Annotated in this window: 17 protein-coding genes, 1 tRNA gene and 2 pseudogenes; 14 read left to right on the forward strand and 6 right to left on the reverse strand. The window is 71.8% G+C overall.

Going from position 1 to position 24,041, the window contains the following annotated elements:
• Window positions 1–66: 66 nt before the first annotated feature.
• The 5 genes from ACX6XY_RS12475 to ACX6XY_RS12495 all read right to left on the reverse strand — a co-directional run bounded on the left by ACX6XY_RS12475 (window position 67) and on the right by ACX6XY_RS12495 (window position 6,343).
• Window positions 67–2,907 carry a type 2 lanthipeptide synthetase LanM family protein gene (locus ACX6XY_RS12475; RefSeq protein WP_460329356.1) on the reverse strand — a complete coding sequence of 947 codons (2,841 nt, stop codon included), beginning with the start codon at window positions 2,905–2,907 and terminating at the stop codon, window positions 67–69.
• Between the two features lie 116 nt (window positions 2,908–3,023).
• On the reverse strand, window positions 3,024–3,227 hold the full coding sequence (locus ACX6XY_RS12480; protein ID WP_460329358.1) for a DUF6229 family protein: 204 nt from the start codon (window positions 3,225–3,227) through the stop codon (window positions 3,024–3,026).
• Between the two features lie 389 nt (window positions 3,228–3,616).
• The gene (locus ACX6XY_RS12485) at window positions 3,617–4,132 is read right to left on the reverse strand and encodes an enoyl-CoA hydratase/isomerase family protein (RefSeq protein ID WP_460329359.1); all 516 of its coding nucleotides are present in this window, start codon (window positions 4,130–4,132) and stop codon (window positions 3,617–3,619) included.
• 169 nt (window positions 4,133–4,301) lie between these two features.
• Window positions 4,302–5,597: an MFS transporter gene (locus tag ACX6XY_RS12490; protein ID WP_460329361.1), complete on the reverse strand. Its 1,296-nt coding sequence runs from the start codon at window positions 5,595–5,597 to the stop codon at window positions 4,302–4,304.
• Between the two features lie 140 nt (window positions 5,598–5,737).
• Entirely contained in the window at window positions 5,738–6,343 is a 606-nt protein-coding gene (locus tag ACX6XY_RS12495; RefSeq protein ID WP_460329363.1) for a PadR family transcriptional regulator, read from the reverse strand.
• Window positions 6,344–6,671: 328 nt separating this feature from the next.
• Between ACX6XY_RS12495 and ACX6XY_RS12500 the strand changes: the two are divergent.
• The 3 genes and pseudogenes from ACX6XY_RS12500 to ACX6XY_RS12510 all read left to right on the forward strand — a co-directional run.
• A pseudogene (locus tag ACX6XY_RS12500) lies at window positions 6,672–8,795 on the forward strand (condensation domain-containing protein); the annotation flags it as partial.
• 62 nt (window positions 8,796–8,857) lie between these two features.
• A pseudogene (locus ACX6XY_RS12505) lies at window positions 8,858–9,577 on the forward strand (phosphopantetheine-binding protein); the annotation flags it as partial.
• Window positions 9,578–9,640: 63 nt separating this feature from the next.
• Window positions 9,641–10,477 (forward strand): methyltransferase domain-containing protein, encoded by an 837-nt coding sequence (locus tag ACX6XY_RS12510; RefSeq protein WP_460329365.1) that lies wholly within the window; start codon window positions 9,641–9,643, stop codon window positions 10,475–10,477.
• Window positions 10,478–10,555: 78 nt separating this feature from the next.
• Here ACX6XY_RS12510 and ACX6XY_RS12515 read toward each other — a convergent pair.
• Window positions 10,556–10,627 (reverse strand) — tRNA-Arg (locus ACX6XY_RS12515).
• 149 nt (window positions 10,628–10,776) lie between these two features.
• Here ACX6XY_RS12515 and ACX6XY_RS12520 point away from each other — a divergent pair.
• The 11 genes from ACX6XY_RS12520 (at window position 10,777) to prmC (ending at window position 24,033) form a co-directional block, all read left to right on the forward strand.
• Complete coding sequence (locus ACX6XY_RS12520) at window positions 10,777–11,316, forward strand: response regulator (protein WP_460329367.1); 540 nt, start codon at window positions 10,777–10,779, stop codon at window positions 11,314–11,316.
• Between the two features lie 131 nt (window positions 11,317–11,447).
• Complete coding sequence (gene nrtL / locus ACX6XY_RS12525) at window positions 11,448–12,512, forward strand: ArgS-related anticodon-binding protein NrtL (protein ID WP_460329369.1); 1,065 nt, start codon at window positions 11,448–11,450, stop codon at window positions 12,510–12,512.
• A gap of 28 nt (window positions 12,513–12,540) precedes the next feature.
• Window positions 12,541–13,932 carry a diaminopimelate decarboxylase gene (lysA, locus tag ACX6XY_RS12530; RefSeq protein WP_460329371.1) on the forward strand — a complete coding sequence of 464 codons (1,392 nt, stop codon included), beginning with the start codon at window positions 12,541–12,543 and terminating at the stop codon, window positions 13,930–13,932.
• A gap of 164 nt (window positions 13,933–14,096) precedes the next feature.
• Window positions 14,097–15,395, forward strand: a complete 1,299-nt coding sequence (locus ACX6XY_RS12535) for a homoserine dehydrogenase (RefSeq protein WP_460329447.1) — start codon at window positions 14,097–14,099, stop codon at window positions 15,393–15,395.
• Window positions 15,396–15,401: 6 nt separating this feature from the next.
• Window positions 15,402–16,487, forward strand: a complete 1,086-nt coding sequence (gene thrC, locus ACX6XY_RS12540; RefSeq protein WP_460329373.1) for a threonine synthase — start codon at window positions 15,402–15,404, stop codon at window positions 16,485–16,487.
• A gap of 254 nt (window positions 16,488–16,741) precedes the next feature.
• Window positions 16,742–17,659 (forward strand): homoserine kinase, encoded by a 918-nt coding sequence (thrB, locus tag ACX6XY_RS12545; RefSeq protein ID WP_460329375.1) that lies wholly within the window; start codon window positions 16,742–16,744, stop codon window positions 17,657–17,659.
• Between the two features lie 387 nt (window positions 17,660–18,046).
• Window positions 18,047–20,155, forward strand: a complete 2,109-nt coding sequence (gene rho, locus ACX6XY_RS12550) for a transcription termination factor Rho (protein WP_460329377.1) — start codon at window positions 18,047–18,049, stop codon at window positions 20,153–20,155.
• A 202-nt stretch (window positions 20,156–20,357) separates the two neighbouring features.
• Window positions 20,358–21,491, forward strand: a complete 1,134-nt coding sequence (locus ACX6XY_RS12555) for an LCP family protein (protein WP_460329379.1) — start codon at window positions 20,358–20,360, stop codon at window positions 21,489–21,491.
• A 189-nt stretch (window positions 21,492–21,680) separates the two neighbouring features.
• Window positions 21,681–21,902 (forward strand): 50S ribosomal protein L31, encoded by a 222-nt coding sequence (gene rpmE, locus ACX6XY_RS12560; protein ID WP_460329381.1) that lies wholly within the window; start codon window positions 21,681–21,683, stop codon window positions 21,900–21,902.
• Window positions 21,903–22,024: 122 nt separating this feature from the next.
• Window positions 22,025–23,104, forward strand: coding sequence for a peptide chain release factor 1 (gene prfA / locus ACX6XY_RS12565; protein ID WP_460329383.1), 1,080 nt, complete (start codon window positions 22,025–22,027; stop codon window positions 23,102–23,104).
• Between the two features lie 71 nt (window positions 23,105–23,175).
• Window positions 23,176–24,033, forward strand: coding sequence for a peptide chain release factor N(5)-glutamine methyltransferase (prmC, locus tag ACX6XY_RS12570; RefSeq protein WP_460329385.1), 858 nt, complete (start codon window positions 23,176–23,178; stop codon window positions 24,031–24,033).
• The last annotated feature ends 8 nt before the right edge of the window (window positions 24,034–24,041 follow it).

Here is a 24,041-nt window from a genome sequence, read left to right on the forward strand (position 1 = left end):
GGTGGCACCTCAGTACGGGGTGCCACCCGTCCGTTCAGGGGCTGTCCGGGAGCACGCTCCGGTGCGTCACGACGCCGGAGGGAGGGCCAGCAGGAGAGGCGAGCTCAGCCGGGCGTCCGGGTGCATCCGCAGCAGATGGTGGACCACTCCGGACAGCCCCGGCAGCAGCCCCGGCGCGAACGCCTCCTTGGCGAGCCCGCCGACCGGACCGCGCTCCTCGATTCCGGTGACCAACTCGGCGTCGGCCTGCGCGGCGGACGGACCCTCGTACTCCTCCAAGGCGCGCAGCCCGTGGAGGAGTTCCCACAGTCCGAGGTCGCCGTGGCAGAGGGTGTGGCTCCAGCCGAAGCCCTCGCGCATCCCGGCCGGTCCCGAGCGGAGCGCGGTGCCCAGATGGCGGGGATCGCCGGTGCGCCGGTAGAGGTCGACGGCGGCGAGGCCGATGCCCGTACTGCCGTGGCACCACGCGGTGGGGTAGTCGACCTCTCCTCCGATCCGCGCGTCGGTCCAGGCGCGTTCCGCGGGGGAGTACAGCGACTCCTCGAAGTCGTGGGCCAGGGCGGCGAGTTCGTGCCAACGCCGCCGGTCGGCCGCGCTCCCGGCGGCGGACAGGGCGAGCCGGGTGAGCGCCCACCCGGCGCCAGTGGCGCCATGGGCGAAGCCGCCGATGCCCTCCGGGAACATCACCGTGGACCACCGTGCCCCGCGGTCGTCGGTGACGGCGGTCCGCTCCAGGCGCCGACCCGCTTCCGCGGCGGCGTCCAGCCACCGTTCCTCGCCGGTGAGTTCACCGAGGCCGAGCAGCGGAACGATCACCCCGGCCACGCCGTTGAGCACGTCCAGCGCCTGGTCGTCGGCGATGGCCTCCGGGGTCAGCAGCGCCGCCCTGGCGCGGGCGCGGTCAAGCGGCTCGGGCGTACCGAGGAGCCGGTGCAGCGCGGCCCAGGTCCACACCTGGGAGGCGAGGCCGGTGAACCCGCCGAGCTGGCGGACCGGGGTGGTGTCCTCGGTGGCGGCCAGCACCTCCAGGGTCCCGTGCAGCAGGGACTCGACGCCGGGCACCGGGTCGGCCCGGCCGGCCCGCTGCTCCCGCAGGTACTCGGCGAGGGCGACGGCGACGCCGCCCTGCCCGGTGTAGAGGTCCGCGCCGAGCGGGCGGATCGCCCATCCGTAGTCGGTGAGCACCGGGCTGATCCAGGTCGCGGTGGCGTCCGTGCCGCGCACACTCGCCGCGCGGATCGTCTCCATGGCTTCGGCGGCCAGTGTGCGCCGTCGCCGGTCCAGGTCGTCGGAGCTCGGCGCGCGGGTGGGCGTCCGCACCCGTTCGGGCAGTCGCCGCTCGTTCAGATAGGCGCCGACCAGCGCGCTGCGGATGGTGTCCCGCTCGCGGGTGAGGTCCGCTCGCCGCCACCCGGTCAGGAAGTCGGTCAGCCGCTGCCCGTCCACCCGCTCGTCGAACACCGGGACGTCGCCGACCAGCAGATCCGCGATCTCCCCGTCGATCACCGCGGGTTCGCGGGGCGCGCCCGGAGCGGCGAGCGCGTTGCGGTGGAGGACGTCGCGGGCCCGCGCCAGGGCGGCGTCGGGGTCGTGCAGTGACGCCGGGTGCCAGAGCATCCGGCCGATGTCCGTGTACGACTGGGTGGGCCGTCGGATCCTGCGGACCCGGCACCCGTCGAACACCTCGGTCAGTGTGCTCAGTTCGCCACGCGCGTCCAGCTCCGCCAGACTCCCGGTGAGCGCGTCGAAACCGACCAGCACCTGGTCCCAGTGGCGGATCAGCACGGGTTCGGGGCTGGGGTGGTTGCCGGCCGGGGGCAGGTCCACCACGCCGATCTCCATCCGGGCGGTGTCCAGACCCCCGTCCGCGATGACCGGGACGCGGATCTGCGGCTGCTGACCGGGCAGACCGCCCGCGGCCGAGAGGTCCACACCGGCGAGGGCGTAGCCGTCGGTACGGAGCGGAAGGATCCCGGTGCGCAGCACGGTGTTGCGGATGGCGCGGGCCGCCTGGTCCACGGCGTCGCCGCGTCCGCTCGGCGGAACCTCGACATCGGGAGTGAACAGGGCCTCGGCGTCGACCACGGCGGGCGTCGGGCCGTGCGCCACCAGGTTCTCGGCGTGCAGGTCGGTCCCGCCGAGCAGCCGCATCACCGCCAGCCAGCCGCCCAGGGCGCGGTAGAAGCGGGCGAGCTCCGCCTCGTCGCGGCAGTAGCGGTGGTCGAGGTACTGGGCCCAGCCGTAGCCGTCCCGTACCACCACCCTCGGTACGGCCAGGTCTCCGGCGCCGGGGACGGCGGCGACGAAGGAGCGCAGCGCGGCGTCTGCCTCCGCCGGACGCGGCTTGTACATGACGCTGTCCGTCTCGAAGACCAGCCGGGCGACGGCCCGGCCGCCCTGGTGGGTGTCCCCGCGCGCGAGCTCCAGGGCGCGCAGCGGCCCCGGATCGTCGCCGAGCAGGCCGGCGACGGCCGACCGGTCGGCGGCGAACCGCGCGCCCGCCTCCACGGCGCCCTCGATCAGCAGACGCCCTGAGGCGAAGGCCCGTTGGCGCAGCGCCGGGTACCGTCGGCACAGGGCCTCGGCGAATCCGGGTGTGGCGGCGCGCCGCAGGAAGGAGTCCCAACGGGCGGCCGAGTCCGCACCGGGCAGTTCGCCGGCCAGGGCGGCGGCGCGAAGTTCCAGCAGAAGCACCCGGTTGAGCCGGAGCTGGAGGGTACGGCTGAGCGCCTCGCGCGCCGACTCGCGCAGCACGCCCCGCTCGTCGGAGGCCAGCCCGGCGATCCCCGGAATCCGGTCGTCCAGCTCCTCGAACAGCGGGCCCGCGAAGGCGTCCACCGGCCCCGCGAACCATCCTTCGGGCGGGGGTTCGTCCGCGGTGCGGGCCGCTGCCACCGGTTCTGCCATGCCGAGTCTCCTCGTCCTCTCCTCCTGCCGACTGGGTCACGTCCGCACGGTCCGGCGCGAGACCGGGGAACCCGTGAGGGCCCCCGGCCTCGCGCGCGGCGCGGTGCGGTGGTGCGTCAGCAGCAGTAGCTGTGCATCGAACCGCTGCAGCTGCTGCACGCGGTGAACATCGCCTCGGTGGCGTCGGTCAGCGCGGCCTCCCCGGCCGCGCCGCCCACGTAGAGCGGACCGGCGGGGTTGTCGGTGCCGCAGGCCGTCTCGGCGCCCTGGAGCCAGGCGGTGACGATCTCGTCGGTACGGGTGGCGGACATGACAGACATGCGGTTCCTCCTACGAATCGACGGAAGTGCACGGAGCTACAGAATCACCCGGAAGATCTCGCTCCGGGTGCTCAGGAACCAGCCATTCGACAAACGGACGTACGAGCGCCCCCGCCCCGCTCCGGAAGCCCCCGCCGCGCTGCCGCCCCAGGGCTCGCCCATGGCCACATCGGGGCGTCATCCGAGGTCGGCACCCCGTGCCCGTCCTCGCGCGGCCATGCCCGGCGACTTCACCCCGGCCGCCCGAACCGACGAGAACACCATCCGTCAAGGGGCAGGGACCCTATGGAATCGGCCATTCACCGCCCCGTCATCCGGACATCCCGCACCGCTCCACGGGCCTTGTCGGTCCGGAACGCCCCCGGCAGCACTCGCGCCCATCCCGGCCGCTACGACCGCTCCCGAGCCGCCGAGAAGCGCGTCACCTTCCCGATCACGTCCTCGCTGTACAGCCGCAGCGCCTGCTGCACCGCGAACTGCGCCATGTACGCGCGGAACGCGTCGGGCGGTTCCTCCGCGAGCCGCAGCATCCGCCGGTTCGTCACCACCGCCGGGTTGTCCAGCCGCTCCACCGCCGTCGCCACCGCCCGGTCCATGCCGGCACGCTCCACCACCTCGTCAACGAACAGCCGGGCGTCCGGCTCCGTCGCCCAGATCCGTCGGCCCCACAGGACGATCTGCCGGGAGATCCGCGCCCCCGCCGCCTGCTGGAGGCGGAAATTGGAGACGCCGGGGATGATCCCCTCCTGCGCGGCGGGCAGGCTCAGGTACGCGTCCGACGCCGCGATCACCCGGTCGAAGACGAGCAGCAGCTGCACCCCGCCGCCGATGGCGAACGCTTCCACGGCGGCCACCCACGGCTTGGCCACGGTAGGGGAGTGCCAGGCGCCTTCGTGGTCCACCATCAGTCCCCGAGAGAGCTTCGCGATGTATCCGAGCTCGCGGCGGCGCGGCCGCGTCGGCGAGCTCCGCGAGGCGGGGCGCCGGGCGCGCCGGTCCGTCAGCTCGTCGTCCTGGCGCCCGGAAGGGCGCCGCTGGCCGGCGAGGACGCGAGCGCCGAGGTCGTGGCGAGTCTCAACCCCTGGGGGTTTCCCGCTCCTCGGGCCATTGCGCCCTGCGCAGCTCCCGTGTGCACAGGCCCACACACCACGCCGCCGCCAGCACCGCGACGAGTGCCAGCACGGTGACCGTGTCCGACGTGTGCTCCAAAAGCTGGCCGGCCGTGAACACCCCCAGTGACGCCCCCGCGCCGAACACCGTCATACAGGCGGCCACCGCGCGCCCTCGTTGCTCGTCCGGGACCTGACGGAAGATCAGAATGTCGACGAGTACGCGCATCGACGGCCCGCCCAGCCCCAGCAGGAACAGCGCGACGCCCGGCCACCACCGGCCCCAGGGCGCCGACAGCGATCCGATCAGCAGGAACGCCGTACCGCCGAGCCACAGCATCAGGAGCCCCGGTGTGAGCAGCCGGTGCAGTGGCGCCACCAGCACCGTCCCCACGAGCCCGCCGACCGCCAGGCACATCGTCATCAAACCGATCGTCGTGCTGGACAGGCCCTGTTCGCGCAGCCGTACCACCACCGTGAGGATCACCGGCGCCGTCACCGTGTTCATCGCGGCGGCGAACAGCATGCCCGTGCGCAGCGTGGGATGCCCCCATACCGCGCGCAGGCCCACCGTCATCCGCGTGAGCGGCGGCTCCTTGTCGGCCGCGCGCATCGGCGCGTGGGGCGTCTGGACCGGTGGTCGCACGAACAGCGTGAGCACCAGGGACGCCGCGAACGAGCACGCCGTGACGACGAACGGCACCACCTGCGCCACCGCGTACAGCGCGCCGCCCAGCGGCGGCCCCGACAGCGCGGCGGAGTGGCTGCGGACTTCCTCCTGCGTCAGTGCGGCCGTCAGCTGCCGGGGCGGCACCAGCGAACGCACCAGCAGCATCCGGGTCGACCCGCCCAGCGGCTGCGCCGCGCCGACGACCGCGGCCACCGCGAGCAGGTGCGGCAGCGACACCGCGTCCAGCAGGAAGGCCGCCACCACGCTTCCGGTGGCCAGGGCGCGGACCGCCTCCACGCACAGCAGCAGTCGGCGCCGGTCGTAGCGGTCCGCCAGTTCGCCCGCGGGCATTCCGCAGAGCAGCGCCATGAGGATCTGCACACCGCCGAACGCGCCCGCCCAGCCGGGTGAGCCCGTGAGTGTCAACACCACTAGCGGATAAGCGAGTTCGGCGATCTCCTTGCCCAGGAAGGCGAACACCGAGCCGGTCCACAGGAGCTGGAAGCCGCGATTGCGCCGCAGCGGAACGTCCGGGGCGGCGGGGCGCTCCGGGGCGATGTCGTGCGGCGGGTCAGCCGACCTGCTCGACAAGATCCCTCCCGATATCGTGTGCGTCTCGTCTCGTCTCGTGGAGTCGGGTGACTGTACGGCGCACGGGGCCGCGACCGCACGGAGGCGGTCCGCATGTGGACAGCCGGACCTTCGACGAACCGGGCCGACCGGCCCCGGTGTTACTCCCGCGACTCTTCGCCCCGGTCCTCCCCTTCGCCCCGGTCTTCCGCCCGGTCCTCCCCTTCGCCCCGGTCTTCCGCCCGGTCTTCCGCTTCGCCCCGGTCTTCCTCTTCGTCCTCCGCCAGCAGCAGATACAGCTCACGCCGGGTGCGGGCCAGCGACCGGCCCGCCCGCTCGACCTGTGTCCCGGTGGCCACGGTCGCCACCTGCTGCACGGCGGCGGCGAGCCGGGTGAGCTCGTGGTAGAGCTCGGGTACCCCCTCGTCGGCCGTATCCCGCCACAGGTCCCACGGCGCCCCCCACTCCCGCGCGCCTTCGTCGCAGTGCCGGGCGCCCTCTTCCGTGAGGTGGAACACCCGCGAGCCCTGACGGCCGGATGCTCGTACGAAGCCCTGTTCCTCGAACTGCTGGAGTACGGGGTAGACGGATCCGGGCCGGGGCCGCCACACCCCGAGGCTGCGGCGCTCCAGCTCCTGGGCGATCTGGTGGCCGCTGTGGGGCTGTTCGCGCAACAGCAGCAGGACAGCCGCGCGCAGGTCGGGACGGCGCGGGGGCCGGGGCGGCGGGGGCGGTGGGGGAGGCGGGGGCTGGGGCGGCAGGTGCACGGCTCCTCCTCGCGGGCCCTTGGGGCGGCGGGTGTGGGGGCAGTCGGCGGAACGTCGTTAACGATATATCTGTAGGGTCAACGAGAGGGAGTCGATAATCGGCCATGCCGACGAGGTCCAGGGCGCTTGCTCTCGGAAGCGTCGTCGAGTACGGCCGGGGCGTCGGCGGCCTGTCATCTTGCTGACAGAGAGGCGCTTGAGGGCTCCTGGAGTCATCCGGACTCCCTAGGATCGAGCGCATTCACTCCTGCCGCCCAACTGTTCCATTCCTGGGGTGCGTTCCCGGTCTTGGGCGAGTTCCCGAGACGCGACGATCCGGAGGGGCATCGTGCTGCCGTTGTCGTTTGCTCAGCGTCGTCTGTGGTTCCTGTACCGGCTTGAGGGGCCGTCGGCGACGTACAACATCCCGGTGGTGACGCGGATCGCCGGGAAGCTGGACCGCGAGGCGTTCACGGCGGCGGTGCGGGACGTGGTCGCCCGGCACGAGGCTCTGCGTACGGTGTTCGTGGAGGTGGGCGACGAGCCCGCCCAGCGCGTCCTCGACCAGTGCGACGTGCCCGTCGAGTTCCTCGCCTGCGCCCCCGGCGAGGTCCCCGGCCTGGTGGCGGAGACGGGCGGCCACCCGTTCGACCTGGCCGCCGACATCCCCTTCCGCGCACGGGTGTTGGAAGTCGGGCCGGACGAGACCGTTCTGGTGACCGTCGTGCACCACATCGCGGCTGACGGCTGGTCGATGGGTCCGCTTTCGGCGGATCTGTCCGCGGCCTATGAGGCCCGGCTTGCCGGGCGCGCCCCCGGCTGGGCGCCTCTGGAGGTCCAGTACGCCGACTACACCCTGTGGCAGCGCGAACTCCTCGCCGCCCAGGAACCACGTCAACTGAGCTACTGGCGTGAGGTGTTGCGGGGGGTGCCGCAGGAGTTGGCGTTGCCTGTCGACCGGCCCCGGCCGGTCCGTGCCTCGTATCGGGGTGGCAGTGTCGGTGTCGGGCTGGGTGCTGAGGTGCACGGGAGGCTGCGGGAGTTGGCCGCGGGCCGGGGTGCGTCGGTGTTCATGGTGGTGCAGGCGGCTGTGGCGGCTTTGCTGACGCGGCTGGGAGCGGGTACGGACATTCCTCTGGGCACGGTCGTCGCGGGCCGGGATGACGCGGCTGTCGAGGAGCTGGTCGGGTTCTTCGTGAACACGCTGGTGCTGCGCAGCGACACGTCCGGCAACCCGACGTTCGCCGAGCTGGTGGACCGTACGAGGGCGGTGGACCTGGCCGCGTACGACCATCAGGACCTGCCCTTCGAGCGCCTGGTCGAAGAGCTGTCACCGACCCGGTCACTGGCCCACCACCCACTCTTCCAAGTCGCCGTATCGGCCAGGGACATGCGCGTCGAACCGGCTCGGCTCGGCGGACTCGCCAGCACCGACGACGGCTACATGCTCGACATCGCCAAGTTCGACCTGGAGTTCACCTTCGAGGAGCGTCACGCGGCCGACGGCGGTTGCGCGGGCGTCGACATCGCCGTCGGATACGCCTGTGACCTCTTCGACCGGGAGTCCGCCCGGCTGATCGGCGAGCGCTTGGTCCGGGTCCTCGAACAGGTTGCCTCCGACCCCGAAACCACGCTTCAGGCACTCATCCTGACGACCCGGCAGGAACGCCACGACCTCCTCGCCCTAGGCTCCGGGCCCGCTCTGCCCCGCACACGCGGCTCGCTCGTGGACGCCTTCGCGGCACAGGCGGCGCGCACCCCCGATGCGGTAGCGGTCGAAACGGGCGGCGCTCACCTCACGTACCGCGAACTCGACGACCAGAGCAGCGGTCTGGCGGCGGATCTCGTCAAGGCGGGCGTCGGCGCGGAGACGGTCGTACCGCTCCTGATGGAACGCTCGGCGGAGCTGGTCGTCGCGATACTCGCCGTACTGAAGGCGGGCGGAGCCTACCTGCCGGTGCACACCGCGTACCCGCTCGCCCGCATGCGTCACGTCGTCGCCTCCGGCACCAGCCCCGTCCTGCTCGTAGACGCGGCCCACCGCGCGCACGAACTGGTGACCGGCCGCGACGCGGAGGGGCCCGAGCCCGTCGAAGTCACGCTCGGCACACCGGAGCACCGCGGATGGCGCCCCGCGGCGACGGCGCCTGAGGCGGCGGCGTATGTGATGTTCACCTCCGGTTCCACCGGGGAACCCAAGGGCATCGTCATCACCCACCAGGGCGTCGTCGATCTGGCGCTCGACCCGTCCTGGAAGGTCGGTCCGGGCGACCGGGTGCTCTTCCACTCGCCGCACGCCTTCGACGCCTCCACATACGAGATCTGGGCGCCGCTCCTCAACGGCGGACGCGTCGTCGTCGCCCAGCCCGGCGAACTCGACGCGCATGCCCTGCGCGAGCTGATCGAACGCCATGCCCTCACCCCCCTGTCCCTCACCGCGGGCCTGTTCCGGGTCGTCGCCGAAGACCTCGCCGAGGGCCTCGCCCGGCTCAAGGAAGTCACCACCGGCGGCGACGTCATCTCCCCGCACGCGGGGGCGCGGGACTCGCCCGCGGCTACGCCGACCGGCCCGGCCTCACCGCCTCCCGCTTCGTCGCCGACCCCTACGGCGATCCGGGCGCCCGGATGTACCGCACCGGAGATGTCGTCCGCTGGGACAACCAGGGCCGCCTGGTATTCCTGGGACGCGCCGACGACCAGGTCAAGATCCGCGGCTTCCGCATCGAGCCTGGCGAGATCGAGGCCGCGTTGACCCACGCGGACGGCGTGGCCCAGGCCGCGGTGGTGGTACGCGAGGACACGCCCGGAGACCGGCGTCTGGTCGCCTACACGGTGCCCGCCGGGCCCCCGCTCGACACCGCCGCGCTGCGCGCGCGGCTCGCCGGTGTGCTGCCGGACTACATGGTTCCGGCCGCGTTCGTCGAACTCGCCGCGCTCCCGGTGACCGCCAACGGCAAGCTCGACCGTGCGAAGCTCCCCGTGCCGTCCTACTCGGCGGCGGCCGGACACCGCGCGCCCCGCGGCGCCCGTGAAGAGACCCTCTGCCGACTCTTCGCCGAGATGCTGGGGGCGGAGCGCGTCGGCGTCGACGACGGGTTCTTCGACCTCGGCGGGCACTCGCTGCTCGCCATCCGCCTGGTGAACCGGCTGCGCACCGCCCTCGGCGTCAACCTGGGCGTGCGCACCCTGTTCGAGAACCCCACCGTCAGAGGCCTCGCCGAGGCCCTGGAAAGCGCGACGCGTCAAGCCCCACGGCCGGCGCTCCGACGCCGGGCCCGAACCCGCGACAGCGGATACGTGGAAGCGAGGAGTTGAGGAATGACGGTACCGCCGATATTGCTCAAGGGTGACGACCTCTTCGAGGACGACTCCACCGTCGACCCGTACGAGACCACGCGTGACATCTCCAAGTACCTGCTCATGCACTACGGGCACATCGACGATGTCTTCGACCGCCCCCATCACCCCCTGGCCGCCGCCCACGGGTACCCGCAGAGACTCTCCGCCCTGCTCGAACTGTGCGCCCTGCGCTGCGGCACGCGGGTGCGCCACGCCCTCGACGTGGGCTGCGGTGTCGGCGGCGTCTCACACGCGCTGGGTGGCTGGGTGGAAGAGAGCGTCACTGGGATCGACATCAGCCCGCGCTCCATCGACGTCGCCCAGGCGCTCAACCGCCACGGCTGCGGCACCTTCAACGTGGTCCAGCAGGGGCCGTACGGCCGAGAGGTCCACATCCGGGTCCCCGCACCCGGCAACGGCCGTGCGTGGGTCGCCTTCGCAGTCGGCGACGCCTGCGACCTCGGTGCCGTCGGGGAGGCGGCGCGCGACCTGGACGCCGTGGTGCTGTCCAACGTCCTGGACCGGGTCGCCGACCCGGAGGCGTGCCTGCGTCAGTTCACCGACTCTGACGAGTACCTGCGCCCAGGCGGCCTGCTCATGGTCGCCTGCCCGTGGTCCTGGTACCCGGCCTACAGCGCCCCCGAGCGCTGGCTCGGCTCCAGCAGCGACCGCACGCCCAGCGAGGAGGCGGTCAAGGGACTGCTCGGCACCGCCTTCGACCTGCTGACGGAGAGCGACGAAGGAGCCGTGCTGCGGCAGAACCCCCGCGAGTACGACTACTTCGAGGCCCACGTGACGGTGTGGCGCAAACGCTGAGAACCGGTACCTGCACGAAGAGGCCATCTGACCTGCATCTCTACAGATCAGATGGCCTCTTCGACACTTCTTCCGAAGTGCCCCCGGCAGGATTCGAACCTGCGCACACGGCTCCGGAGGCCGTTGCTCTATCCCCTGAGCTACGGGGGCGTGTCGGGCGCTTCTGCGCGGCGACGGGTAGAACCTTACCAGCTCATCACGGGTGTTCCGGCACGGGTATTCCGCGCCCGGTGGAGTCCCGCCCGCTGTGAGGCGGTCGGTCGGCGGGTTGTGCGTGTGGGGTGCCCGAGGGGGTGGAAGTGGGGAAAAGCCGGACGCGGCGGCGGGCGCGGACCTACGCTCGAGTTGTGCCAGGGGCGTCCGGCCGCGTGCTTGTTGTGGACGACAACAAGGTCATCCGGCAGCTGATCAGGGTCAATCTCGAGCTCGAGGGCTTCGAGGTCGTGACCGCGGCTGATGGTGTCGAGTGCCTGGACGCGGTGCACCAGGTGCGCCCCGACGTCGTGACCCTGGACGTGGTGATGCCCCGTCTCGACGGGCTGCGGACCGCCGCGCGGCTGCGCGCGGACGCGCGGACACGGAATCTGCCCGTGGTGATCGTCAGCGCCTGCACGCAGTACGAGGTGGAGAACGGCCTGGAGGCAGGCGTGGACGCGTTCCTCGCCAAGCCCTTCGAGCCGGTCGAACTGGTGCGTACGGTACGCCAGTTGGCGGAGCGCGGGCGCCGCCCCGCGTTCGGCGGCGAGCAGCCGTCCGGGCCGGGGACCGGGTGCGCCGGGCGTGCGCGGGAGCGCTCGGATCACGGGTGCGAGCACGGGGCGGGACCCGCGCGGTGCTGAGCCGCGGTGCTGAGCGGGGTGCTGGCCCGGCACCCGGATCGAGGGGTCTGGCGTGCCCCGGCTGTCCGCATCGCGGGAAGTCGGGCTAAACAGTTCGTCTTCTCACCCCCCTCCTCCCATACGCTGGTCCCGTGACCCCCGCCGACCTCTCCCGTACCGTGCTGCGCGCCGTGCGCCGCGCCGTCGAGGAGGGCGAGCTGTGTGTGGCGGTGCCCGCACGCGTCGTGGTCGAGCGGCCCCGCCCCGGCGGCCGCGGGGACTACGCCACGAACATCGCCCTCCAGCTCGCCAAGCCCGCGGGACGGCCGCCCCGTGAGGTCGCGGACGCGCTGCGCGGGCGCATCGCCGAGACGCCCGGCATCGAGCGGGTGGAGATCACCGGGCCCGGATTCCTGAACTTCACGCTGGCCGCCGACGGGCGTCGCGAGCTGGTGCGTACGGTCCTGGCGCAGGGAGCCGGGTACGGGCACGGCACCACGATGGCCGGGCGGAGCGTGACGTTCCGTATCGAGGACGGGCTGCGGAGCCGGGTCGTGACACAGGCCGTGGCGCGGCTGCTGCGGGCGCAGGGCGCGCGCGTCCGTGTGGTGTCGCCCGACGCGAACGCCGATGCGGGTGCGGTCGCGGATACGGCCGCCGAGGTGGTGCCGGTCTTGGCTGTGCCCGCCGGTGAGGGCGACGTACTCCGGCGGTTCGGGCCTGACGCCGTCGTCTGGGCGCTGGTGAGCGGCGCCGCGCGGGAGCGGCCGCGGTTCGGGCCCGGCCTGCTCGTGCAAGATGAGAGCAATCCGTTGTTCCGGGTGCGGTACGCCCATGCCCGTACGCGGGCTCTGGCGCGCAACGCGCGAGACCTCGGGTTCCTGGCCACGGCCGGTGCCGGCACTCAGACGGATGCCTACGCCGCCACCGCCGCCACCGCCACCGGCGACACCGACCGCAGCGCGTTGCTCGACGCGCTCGCACAGTACCCCGCCGCCCTCGAGGCCGCCGCCCACCACCGCGCGCCCGACCGGCTCGCCCGCCAGCTGGTCCCCATCGCCGATGCCGTACTCGCCTGCCAGCACACCGTCCTCCCGCTCGGCGACGAGAAACCCTCGGCCGCCCACCGCGCCCGGCTGGCGCTCGCCGAAGCCGCCGGGACGGTGCTGGCAGGCGGCCTGTCCCTGCTCGGCGTCAGCGCACCCGACCATCTGTGAGATCTGAGATCCGAGAGAGACGATCGACATGAGCCGTTCCGCACACCCCGCCGGGCCCCGACACGCCGACGTCCTGCCCGAGGGCCACTACCACGCGCCGCCCACCGACCTGAACGCCCTGGACGGCAAGGTCTGGGCGCACACCGTCAGCCGGAACGAGCAGGGCGTCGTCACCGTCGGCGGCATCGAGGTCACCCGGCTCGCCGAGGAGTTCGGGACCCCCGCCTACTTCCTCGACGAGGCCGACTTCCGCTCCCGGTGCAAGGCCTGGCGGGACGCCTTCGGCATGGACGCGGACGTGTTCTACGCCGGTAAGGCGTTCCTCTCGCGGGCCGTCGTCAAGTGGCTGCACGAGGAGGGGCTGAACCTCGACGTGTGCTCCGGCACGGAGCTGACCGTCGCCCTCAGCGCCGGGATGCCCGCCGAGCGCATCGCCTTCCACGGCAACAACAAGACCCCGGCCGAGATCGAGAAGGCCGTCGAGGCCGGGGTCGGGCGGATCGTGCTCGACTCCTTCCAGGAGATCGCGCGGGTCGCGCACACCGCGCAGCGGCTCGGCAAGCGCCAGCGGGTGCAGATCCGGGTGACCGTCGGCGTCGAGGCGCACACCCACGAGTTCATCGCCACCGCCCACGAGGACCAGAAGTTCGGCATCGCGCTGGCCGACGGCCAGGCCGCCGAGGCGGTGCGCCGCGCGCTCCAGCTGGACGGCCTGGAGCTCATCGGCATCCACAGCCACATCGGCTCGCAGATCTTCGACATGGCGGGCTTCGAGGTCTCCGCCCGGCGCGTCGTCCGGCTGCTCGCCGAGATCCGGGACGAGCACGGTGTCGAGCTGCCCGAGATCGACCTCGGCGGCGGCCTCGGCATCGCGTACACCTCGGACGACGACCCGCGCGAGCCGCACGAGATCGCCAAGGCGCTCCGCGAGATCGTCACCCGTGAGTGTGAGGCCGCGCGGCTGCGCACGCCGCGGATCTCCGTCGAGCCGGGCCGCGCCATCGTCGGTCCGACCGCCTTCACGCTCTACGAGGTCGGGACGGTCAAGCCGCTGCCGGGCCTGCGGACGTACGTCTCGGTCGACGGCGGCATGTCGGACAACATCCGCACCGCGCTGTACGACGCCGAGTACAGCGTGGCCCTGGTCTCCCGCGGCTCGGACGCCGAGCCGATGCTGGCCAGGGTCGTCGGCAAGCACTGCGAGAGCGGTGACATCGTGGTGAAGGACGCGTTCCTGCCCGCCGACCTGGCGCCGGGCGACCTGATCGCGGTGCCCGCCACCGGCGCGTACTGCCGCGCCATGGCGAGCAACTACAACCACGCGCTCCGCCCGCCGGTCGTCGCGGTCAAGGACGGCCAGGCGCGGGTGGTGGTCCGGCGCGAGACCGAGGAGGACGTCCTGCGCCTCGACGTCGGGTGAGGCGCCCGCGCCGCGACGTCGGGTGAGGCGCCCGCGCCCGGCGCCAGGTGCTGAAGACACCAGGTGATGAAATAGACATCTCAGGATCCGGACTGTGGATAGAAAGTCCGTTCCGGTGGGTGAGACTGGTTCAACCGTCGAAGTACGAGAAGTGAGGTCGGATGATGCGTACGCGTCCGCTGAAGGTGGCGCTGCTGGGCTGTGGGGTCGTCGGCTCAGAGGTGGCGCGCATCATGACGACGCACGCCGACGACCTCACGGCCAGGGTCGGCGCACCGGTGGAGCTGGCGGGCGTGGCGGTCCGCCGCCCCGACAAGATGCGTGCGGGCATCGACCCCGAGCTCGTCACCACCGACGCCACCGCCCTGGTCAAACGGGGTGACATCGATGTGATCGTCGAGGTCATCGGCGGCATCGAACCGGCCCGTACGCTCATCACCACCGCCTTCGAGCACGGCGCGTCCGTCGTCTCGGCGAACAAGGCGCTGCTCGCCCAGGACGGCGCGGCCCTGCACGCCGCCGCCGAGCGGCACGGCCGCGACCTCTACTACGAGGCCGCGGTCGCCGGGGCGATCCCGCTGATCAGGCCGCTGCGCGAGTCCCTCGCGGGCGACAAGGTCAACCGCGTGCTCGGCATCGTCAACGGCACCACCAACTTCATCCTCGACAAGATGGACTCCACGGGCGCCGGATACCAGGAGGCCCTGGACGAGGCCACCGCGCTGGGTTACGCGGAGGCCGACCCGACCGCCGACGTCGAGGGCTTCGACGCGGCGGCGAAGGCCGCGATCCTCGCCGGAATCGGCTTCCACACGCGCGTACGCCTCGACGACGTGTACCGCGAGGGCATGACCGAGGTCACCGCCGCCGACTTCGCCTCGGCCCGCGCGATGGGCTGCACCATCAAGCTGCTCGCCATCTGTGAGCGCGCGGCCGACGGCGGGTCCGTCACCGCCCGCGTGCACCCCGCGATGATCCCGCTCAGCCACCCGCTGTCCTCCGTGCGCGAGGCGTACAACGCGGTGTTCGTGGAGGCCGAGGCCGCCGGGCAGCTGATGTTCTACGGTCCCGGCGCCGGCGGCGCGCCGACCGCGTCCGCGGTGCTCGGCGACCTGGTCGCGGTCTGCCGCAACAAGCTCGCCGAGGCCGCCGGGCCCGGCGAGTCCGCGTACACCCGCCTGCCGGTGAGCCCGATGGGCGAGGTCGTCACGCGGTACCACATCAGCCTCGACGTGGCCGACAAGCCGGGCGTGCTCGCCCAGGTCGCGACGGTCTTCGCCGAGCACGGCGTATCGATCGACACGGTGCGCCAGCAGGGCCGACCAGGGGAGGCCGGCGAGGCATCGCTCGTCGTCGTCACCCACCGCGCGTCCGACGCCGCCCTGAACGGGACCGTCGAGGCGCTGCGCAAGCTCGACACCGTGCGCGGTGTCGCCAGCATGATGCGTGTTGAAGGAGAGTAAGGAACGATGGCCAAGCAGCCCGCCACCAAGGCCGGCGCCCACCAGTGGCGCGGGATCATCGAGGAGTACCGCGACCGTCTGCCGGTGAGCGAGAAGACGCCCGTGGTCACGCTCGGCGAGGGCGGCACCCCGCTCGTCCACGCGGAGGTGCTGTCCGAGCTCACGGGCTGCGAGGTGCACCTCAAGGTCGAGGGCGCCAACCCCACCGGGTCGTTCAAGGACCGCGGCATGACCATGGCCATCTCCAAGGCCAAGGAGGAGGGCGCGAAGGCCGTCATCTGCGCCTCCACCGGCAACACCTCGGCATCGGCCGCGGCGTACGGCGGCAAGGCCGGGATGGTCAGCGCCGTACTGGTGCCCACCGGCAAGATCGCGATGGGCAAGCTGGGCCAGGCCCTGGTGCACGGCGCCAAGATCCTCCAGGTCGACGGCAACTTCGACGACTGTCTGGTTTTGGCGCGAAACTTGTCCGAGAACTATCCGGTGGCGCTGGTCAATTCGGTCAACCCGGTACGTATCGAGGGCCAGAAGACCGCCGCGTTCGAGATCGTGGACGCGCTCGGCGACGCCCCGGACATCCACGTCCTGCCGGTCGGCAACGCGGGCAACATCACCGCGTACTGGAAGGGTTACCAGGAGTACGCGGCGGACGCGTCCGCGACGCGCACCCCTCGGATGTGGGGCTTCCAGGCCTCCGGGTCCGCCCCCATCGTGCGCGGCGAGGTCGTCAAGGACCCGTCCACCATCGCCACCGCGATCCGGATCGGCAACCCGGCCTCCTGGGCCTTCGCGCAGGCCGCGCGGGACGAGTCCGGCGGCTTCATCGGCGAGGTGACGGACCGCCAGATCCTGCGCGCCTACAAGCTGTTGGCCTCCCGTGAGGGCGTCTTCGTGGAGCCCGCGTCGGCCGCGTCCGTCGCCGGGCTGCTCAAGGCGGCCGAGGAGGGCAGGCTCGACCGGGGGCAGCGCGTCGTCTGCACGGTCACCGGCAACGGCCTCAAGGACCCGGACTGGGCGGTCGCCGGAGCGCCGCAGCCGGTCACGGTCCCGGTGGACGCCGCCGCTGCTGCGGAACGCCTCGGCCTCGCGTAGGGTGTGCACGACCTCACTCAGGGAAGGTGAATCCAAAACCACCCAACCCTGGGCAGTGGGTGCATGGGGGGCTTACGACACGCATCGTGCGCCTCCTGTGCGCCCTATGTCGCGGCAGAACCTTCCTTCGATAGGCTGTCCTGAACCCGCCCCACCGCATATGCCAGCGGTGCCGCCGGTATCGGCCTTCGGGTGTTTCTGTCTCTCGCGACACATTCAAAAACTCGCAGCTCAACAAGGAGAGTCATCGAGCGATGGCCGGTCCAGCCTTCCGCGCCGCCGCCGTCAGGGTGCGCGTCCCCGCCACCAGCGCCAACCTCGGTCCGGGCTTCGACGCCCTCGGCCTGTCGCTGGGTCTGTATGACGACGTCGTCGTCCGGGTGGCCGACTCCGGGCTGCACATCGACATCGCGGGCGAGGGCTCCGAGACCCTCCCGCGCGACGAGAGTCATCTGCTCGTACGGTCCCTGCGCACCGCCTTCGACCTGCTCGGCGGGCAGCCGCGCGGCCTTGAGGTGGTCTGCGCCAACCGCATCCCGCACGGCCGCGGCCTCGGCTCCTCGTCGGCCGCCATCTCCGCCGGGATCATGGCCGCGCGCGCGGTGACCATAGGCGGGGACGGCAAGCTCGACGACGCCGCACTCCTTGAGCTCGGCACCGAGATCGAGGGGCACCCCGACAACGTCGCCGCCTGCCTGCTCGGCGGCTTCACGCTCTCCTGGATGGACGGGGGAGCGGGGCGGGCGATCAGGATGGAGCCCGCCGATTCCATCGTTCCGGTGGTTTTCGTTCCGGCCAAGCCCGTGCTCACCGAGACCGCCCGCGGGCTGCTGCCGAAGAGCGTCCCGCATGTGGACGCCGCGGCCAACGCGGGCCGGGCCGCCCTGCTCGTAGAGGCCCTGACCAGGCGCCCCGAGCTGCTGCTGCCCGCCACCGAGGACCGCCTGCACCAGGAGTACCGCGCCCCCGCCATGCCGGAGAGCGCCGCCCTGGTGGAACGGCTGCGCGGGGACGGCATCCCCGCGGTCATCTCCGGCGCGGGCCCCACGGTGCTCGCGCTGACCGAGGACAGCGCGGCCGACAAGATCGCGCGACTCGCGGGCGAGGGATGGGCGGCCAACCGCCTCACCCTCGACCGTGTGGGAGCGAGCGTGCTGCCGCTTGCGCAGTGACACACGCATGCCGGGGAAGGAGAGGGGGAATATTTGTTGGATCCGGTAGTGTTAACCTCAAGTCTGCACCCGACACCTGCGAAGGCGTGGTGCTTATCGTCCCCCGTCAGGTAAACCGCTGGGGACAGACCTTCTTCCGGGAGCCTCCCAAACTGCTCGACGTCGCGCGTTGAGCGGTGCCGAGCACGCTCCGGAACCGACGTGACCGAGCCGAGTGACACCGTACGACCGGTGACACCGCTTCGGACTCGTCGACATCAATGACCTCTTCCGCCGCTGAGGCGGACCACCGCCCCGGCTCGGTCCCCAGAACTCAAGGGACCGCCGGACAGCACAACCGGTCGCCGAGCCAGACAGGCCGACGTCCGCTCCAGGGAAGGACCCTTCGTGAGCGACACCACCGATCTGATGGGCGCACGTGTCGACGAGACCGCCGCCGCGCCCGCCACGGACGCCGCCGCCGCGCCTGCCGGTGCTTCCGGCTCCACGCGCCGCCGCCGCGGTACCGGCCTTGAGGGCATGGTGCTGGCAGAGCTGCAGCAGGTCGCGTCCGGCCTCGGTATCAGGGGCACCGCGCGGATGCGCAAGAGCCAGCTGATCGAGGTCATCAAGGAGGCCCAGGCGGGTGGCGGCGCGGCCGCCGCCAAGAGCGCGGGCCCCGCCGCGGACAGCACGGCCGCCGAGACCAAGCCGAAGCGCCGTACGACGTCCAAGTCCCGTACGGGCGAGGCCGACGCCGCCCAGCAGGCCGACCAGACCGAGAAGGCCGAGAAGGGCCAGGGCAAGGCCCAACAGGCCGTGTCCCAGCAGCAGATCGACATTCCCGGCCAGCCCGCCAAGGACGGCGCCGCGGCCCCCGAGCGCCGTCGGCGCCGGGCCACCGCCGAGGTCGCCAGCCCCGACGCCAAGGCCGAGGCCGCCGTCGAGGCGAAGGCCGACGCCAAGGGCGAGGCGAAGGCCGAAGCGGGCCGCGCGGCCAAGACCGGCGCCAAGACCGAGGCGCAGCCCGAAGCCAAGGCCGACACCAAGGCCGAAGCCAAGACCGACACCAAGGGTGACGCCAAGGGCGAGACCGCCGGCGGCGCCGCCCAGGACGGCGGCGAGGGCCGCGGCCAGGGCCGGGACCGCGGCAACCGCCGGGACCGCGGCCGCGACCGCGGTGACCGCCGCGGCAAGGGCGACGACCAGCAGGGCGGCGGCCAGGGCCGCCAGCAGCGCCAGCGCGGCGGCGACGAGGACGGCGGCTTCGACGACGAGGCGGGCGGCCGCCGCGGCCGCCGCGGGCGCTACCGCGACCGCCGTGGCCGCCGTGGCCGCGACGACTTCGCGGGCGAGCCGCAGCTCTCCGAGGACGACGTCCTGATCCCCGTCGCGGGCATCCTGGACATCCTCGACAACTACGCGTTCATCCGCACGTCCGGCTACCTGCCGGGCCCCAACGACGTGTACGTCTCGCTCGCCCAGGTCCGCAAGAACGGCCTGCGCAAGGGCGACCACGTCACCGGCGCCGTCCGCCAGCCCAAGGACGGCGAGCGCCGCGAGAAGTTCAACGCGCTGGTCCGCCTGGACTCCGCCAACGGCATGGCCGCCGAATCCGGCCGCGGCCGCCCGGAGTTCAACAAGCTGACCCCGCTGTACCCGCAGGACCGGCTGCGCCTGGAGACCGATCCGGGCGTGCTGACCACCCGCATCATCGACCTGGTGTCGCCGATCGGCAAGGGACAGCGAGGCCTGATCGTGGCCCCGCCGAAGACCGGCAAGACCATGATCATGCAGGCGATCGCCAACGCGATCACCCACAACAACCCCGAGTGCCACCTCATGGTCGTCCTGGTGGACGAGCGCCCCGAGGAAGTCACCGACATGCAGCGGTCGGTCAAGGGCGAGGTCATCTCCTCGACCTTCGACCGCCCGGCCGAGGACCACACCACCGTCGCCGAACTGGCCATCGAGCGTGCCAAGCGCCTGGTGGAACTGGGCCACGACGTGGTCGTCCTGCTGGATTCGATCACCCGCCTGGGCCGCGCGTACAACCTCGCGGCCCCCGCCTCCGGGCGCATCCTGTCCGGCGGTGTCGACTCGACCGCGCTCTACCCGCCGAAGCGCTTCTTCGGCGCCGCGCGCAACATCGAGGACGGCGGCTCGCTGACCATCCTGGCCACCGCGCTGGTCGAGACCGGCTCGCGGATGGACGAGGTGATCTTCGAGGAGTTCAAGGGCACCGGCAACATGGAGCTCAAGCTCGACCGGAAGCTCGCCGACAAGCGGATCTTCCCGGCCGTGGACGTCGACCCGTCCGGCACCCGCAAGGAGGAGATCCTCCTCAACAGCGAGGAGCTCAAGATCGTCTGGAAGCTGCGCCGGGTGCTGCACGCGCTCGACTCGCAGCAGGCGATCGAGCTGCTGCTGGACAAGATGAAGCAGACCAAGTCGAACGCCGAGTTCCTGATGCAGATCGCGACGAACACCCCGGCGCCGGGCAACGGCAACGACTGACCTCGCGCCAGCGCACTGCCAGGGGCCGCCCCCGTCACCACCATGTGACGGGGGCGGCCCCGTGCTCGCGTTCTCAGCTGGTTCTCAATGTCCTGTGCAACCCTTTTCGACGCTTGAACGTCTGACTGATGACGACGGAGTACGAGCTGGGGGCACCCGAACCACCGAACCACCGGGGACCGAACCGAGGACTGAGGAGCGCATGACCGAGCAGAGCGAGCCCGCGAGCGGCATATCGGAGCGGCGCGGCGGCAGGGGACGCCGCCGCAAGCCGCGCAGCCGCAGCCGCAAGGTCCTGCTGGTCGCGGCCTGGAGCACGGCGGCCGCCGTGACACTCGGCGGCACCGGACTCGCCTACGCCTACTTCAAGCTGGACGGCAACGGGAAGTCCGTCGACATCAACAAGGCGCTCGGCGACGAACGCCCCGAGAACGTCGACAACGGCTCGCTGGACATCCTCGTACTCGGCTCCGACTCCCGCGACGGCGCCAACGGCCGGTACGGCGGCGGTGACGAGGGGGCCCGTTCGGACACCGCGATGGTGCTGCACATCCACGAGGGGCGGAAGAAGGCCAGCATCGTGTCCATCCCCAGGGACACCCTGATCACCCGGCCCGAGTGCGCGACCGACGACGGCGGGACCGACCCCGGCGGCGAGCGCAAGATGTTCAACGAGGCGTACTCGGTCGGCGGGCCCGCCTGCGCCGTGAAGACCGTCGAGAAGATCTCCGGCATCCGCATGGACCACTACCTGGAGGTCGACTTCTCCGGGTTCAAGGACCTGATCGACCTGCTCGACGGGGTGGAGATCACCACCGACCGGGCCATCAAGGACAAGGACAGCCACCTCGACCTCGCGGCCGGTACGCACCAGCTCAACGGCGAGCAGGCACTCGGCCTGGTGCGCACCCGGCACGGCGTCGGCGACGGCGGCGACCTGGGCCGCATCCAGCTCCAGCAGGCGTTCATCAAGGCGCTGATCGCGCAGGTCGGCGAGCTCGGCCTGCTCACCAGCCCGACGAAGCTCTTCAGCCTCGCCGACACCGCGACCAGCTCCCTCACCACCGACTCCGAGCTGAAGAGCCCCAAGGACCTGGCCAGCTTCGCGCTCGGCCTCAAGGGCATCGACGCGAAGAACATGAACATGATCACGCTCCCCGTGGTGTACGACACCATCGACCCGAACCGCGTCGTGCCGCTGGAGAAGGAGTCCCAGCTGGTCTGGGACGCGCTCCGCGCGGACCGGCCCATCCCGGCCGAGGCGACCAAGGACTCGGCGGGCGACAAGGGCGAGGCGGGCACGGTCGTCAAGGACGACGACAACACCCCGGAGTAGCCCCCGGACCAGCTCTGGAACGGCGCCGGACCAGCTCTGGACCAGCCCCGGACCACCTCCGGAATAGATCGGGACCCCCCTCGGTTTTGGGAGATACGGCCAGTCCTGGCAGACTGGTACGTCGGCCCCGGTTCACGCACCAGCACCCCGCTCGTGCGACCCGGCGCCCTCCCGAAACTAGGAGACACCTTGAAGCGCGACATCCACCCCGAGTACGTCGAGACCCAGGTCAGCTGCACCTGCGGCGCGTCGTTCACGACTCGCAGCACGATCGACTCCGGCGCCATCCGTGCCGAGGTCTGCTCCGAGTGCCACCCGTTCTACACGGGCAAGCAGAAGATCCTCGACACCGGCGGCCGCGTGGCCCGCTTCGAGGCCCGCTTCGGCAAGGCTGCCGGCTCCAAGAAGTAGCGAGCCGCCGCGCCGGTCCTCGGTCGCTCCCGCCCAGGGGGGACCAGGACCGGCGTTTTTTGGTCGCTCAAGGCCATGTCGTAGTCGCAGTCGCAGACACACGAGGATCCAGGAGTCCGGAGATGTTCGAGGCGGTCGAGGAACTGGTCGGCGAGCACGCCGACCTCGAGAAGCAGCTCGCCGACCCTTCGGTCCACGCGGACCAGGCGAACGCGCGCAGGCTCAACAAGCGTTACGCCGAGCTCACGCCCATCGTGGCCGCGTACACCTCCTGGCAGCAGACCGGTGACGACATCGAGACGGCCCGTGAACTGGCCGCCGACGACCCGGAGTTCGCCGCCGAGGTGAAGGACCTCCAGCGGCGGCGCGAAGAGCTCACCGAACAGCTGCGGCTGCTCCTGGTGCCACGCGACCCGAGCGACGACAAGGACGTACTCCTGGAGATCAAGGCGGGCGCGGGCGGCGACGAGTCCGCCCTGTTCGCCGGAGACCTGCTGCGGATGTACCTGCGGTACGCCGAACGCGTCGGCTGGAAGACCGAGATCATCGACTCCACCGAGTCCGAGCTCGGCGGCTACAAGGACGTCCAGGTCGCCGTGAAGACCAAGGGCGGCCAGGGCGCCACCGAGCCGGGGCAGGGCGTGTGGGCCCGGCTGAAGTACGAGGGCGGCGTGCACCGCGTCCAGCGGGTGCCGTCCACCGAGTCCCAGGGCCGCATCCACACCTCGGCGGCCGGTGTGCTGGTCACCCCGGAGGCCGAGGAGGTCGACGTCGAGATCCACGCGAACGACCTCCGCATCGACGTCTACCGCTCGTCGGGCCCCGGCGGGCAGTCCGTCAACACCACCGACTCGGCGGTGCGCATCACCCACCTGCCGACCGGCGTCGTCGCCTCCTGCCAGAACGAGAAGAGCCAGCTCCAGAACAAGGAGCAGGCGCTGCGTATCCTGCGTTCCAGGCTGCTCGCCGCGGCGCAGGAGGAGGCCGAGTCCAAGGCCGCCGACGCGCGCCGCAGCCAGGTCCGCACGGTGGACCGCTCCGAGAAGATCCGTACGTACAACTTCCCGGAGAACCGCATCTCGGACCACCGGGTCGGGTTCAAGGCGTACAACTTGGACCAGGTGCTCGACGGCGACCTGGACGCGGTGATCCAGTCCTGCGTCGACGCCGACGCCGAGGCCAAGCTCGCCGCGACCCAGTAAGGGCCGCGGCCCCGTCAGCAGACCGTACCGATGGATCCGTCAGCCGTAGCGACACCAGGAAGGGGAGGCGCGTGAACCTTCTGCTCGCCGAGGTGGCCCAGGCCACCCAGCGGCTGGCCGACGCCGGGGTGCCCTCGCCGCGCCACGACGCGGAGGAGCTCGCCGCGTTCGTGCACGGCGTCAAACGCGGAGAGCTGCACTCGGTCAAGGACGCGGACTTCGACGCGCGCTACTGGGAGGCCGTCGCCCGCCGCGAGGCCCGTGAGCCGCTCCAGCACATCACCGGCCGGGCCTTCTTCCGCTATCTGGAGCTCCAGGTCGGCCCCGGCGTCTTCACCCCGCGCCCGGAGACCGAGTCCGTCGTCGGCTGGGCCATAGACGCGGTACGCGCGATGGACGTGGTCGAGCCGCTGATCGTCGACCTGTGCACCGGGTCGGGCGCGATCGCGCTGGCCCTGGCCCAGGAAGTGCCGCGCTCGCGGGTGTACGCCGTGGAGCTGTCCGACGAGGCCCTGGTATGGACCCGTAAGAACGTCAACGACAACCCCGGAGGGGCCCGCGTCGTCCTCAGCCAGGGGGACGCGCGGACCGCGCTGCCCGAGCTGAACGGCCAGGTCGACCTGGTCGTCTCCAACCCGCCCTATATCCCGCTCACCGAGTGGGAGCACGTCACCCCCGAGGCCCGCGACTACGACCCCGAGCTCGCGCTGTTCTCCGGCGAGGACGGCCTCGACCTGATCCGCGGCATCGAGCGCACCGCACACCGGCTGCTGCGCCCCGGCGGCGTGGTCGTCGTGGAGCACGCCGACACCCAGGGCGGACAGGTGCCGTGGGTCTTCACCGAGGAACGCGGCTGGGCGGACGCCGCGGACCACCCCGACCTGAACAACCGGCCGCGCTTCGCGACCGCCCGCAAGGCCATGCCGTGACACGGGGA

Source organism: Streptomyces sp. O3, assembly GCF_054788135.1.

Excerpts from the sequence above, each read along its gene's own strand:
- lysA (WP_460329371.1), top strand. The coding sequence starts at position 12,541 with ATGAGCCGTTCCGCACACCCCGCCGGGCCCCGACACGCCGACGTCCTG.
- ACX6XY_RS12485 (WP_460329359.1), bottom strand. The coding sequence starts at position 4,132 with ATGGTGGACCACGAAGGCGCCTGGCACTCCCCTACCGTGGCCAAGCCG.
- prfA (WP_460329383.1), top strand. The coding sequence starts at position 22,025 with ATGTTCGAGGCGGTCGAGGAACTGGTCGGCGAGCACGCCGACCTCGAG.
- ACX6XY_RS12480 (WP_460329358.1), bottom strand. The coding sequence starts at position 3,227 with ATGTCTGTCATGTCCGCCACCCGTACCGACGAGATCGTCACCGCCTGG.
- thrB (WP_460329375.1), top strand. The coding sequence starts at position 16,742 with ATGGCCGGTCCAGCCTTCCGCGCCGCCGCCGTCAGGGTGCGCGTCCCC.
- ACX6XY_RS12475 (WP_460329356.1), bottom strand. The coding sequence starts at position 2,907 with ATGGCAGAACCGGTGGCAGCGGCCCGCACCGCGGACGAACCCCCGCCC.
- ACX6XY_RS12535 (WP_460329447.1), top strand. The coding sequence starts at position 14,097 with ATGCGTACGCGTCCGCTGAAGGTGGCGCTGCTGGGCTGTGGGGTCGTC.
- ACX6XY_RS12510 (WP_460329365.1), top strand. The coding sequence starts at position 9,641 with ATGACGGTACCGCCGATATTGCTCAAGGGTGACGACCTCTTCGAGGAC.
- thrC (WP_460329373.1), top strand. The coding sequence starts at position 15,402 with ATGGCCAAGCAGCCCGCCACCAAGGCCGGCGCCCACCAGTGGCGCGGG.
- ACX6XY_RS12555 (WP_460329379.1), top strand. The coding sequence starts at position 20,358 with ATGACCGAGCAGAGCGAGCCCGCGAGCGGCATATCGGAGCGGCGCGGC.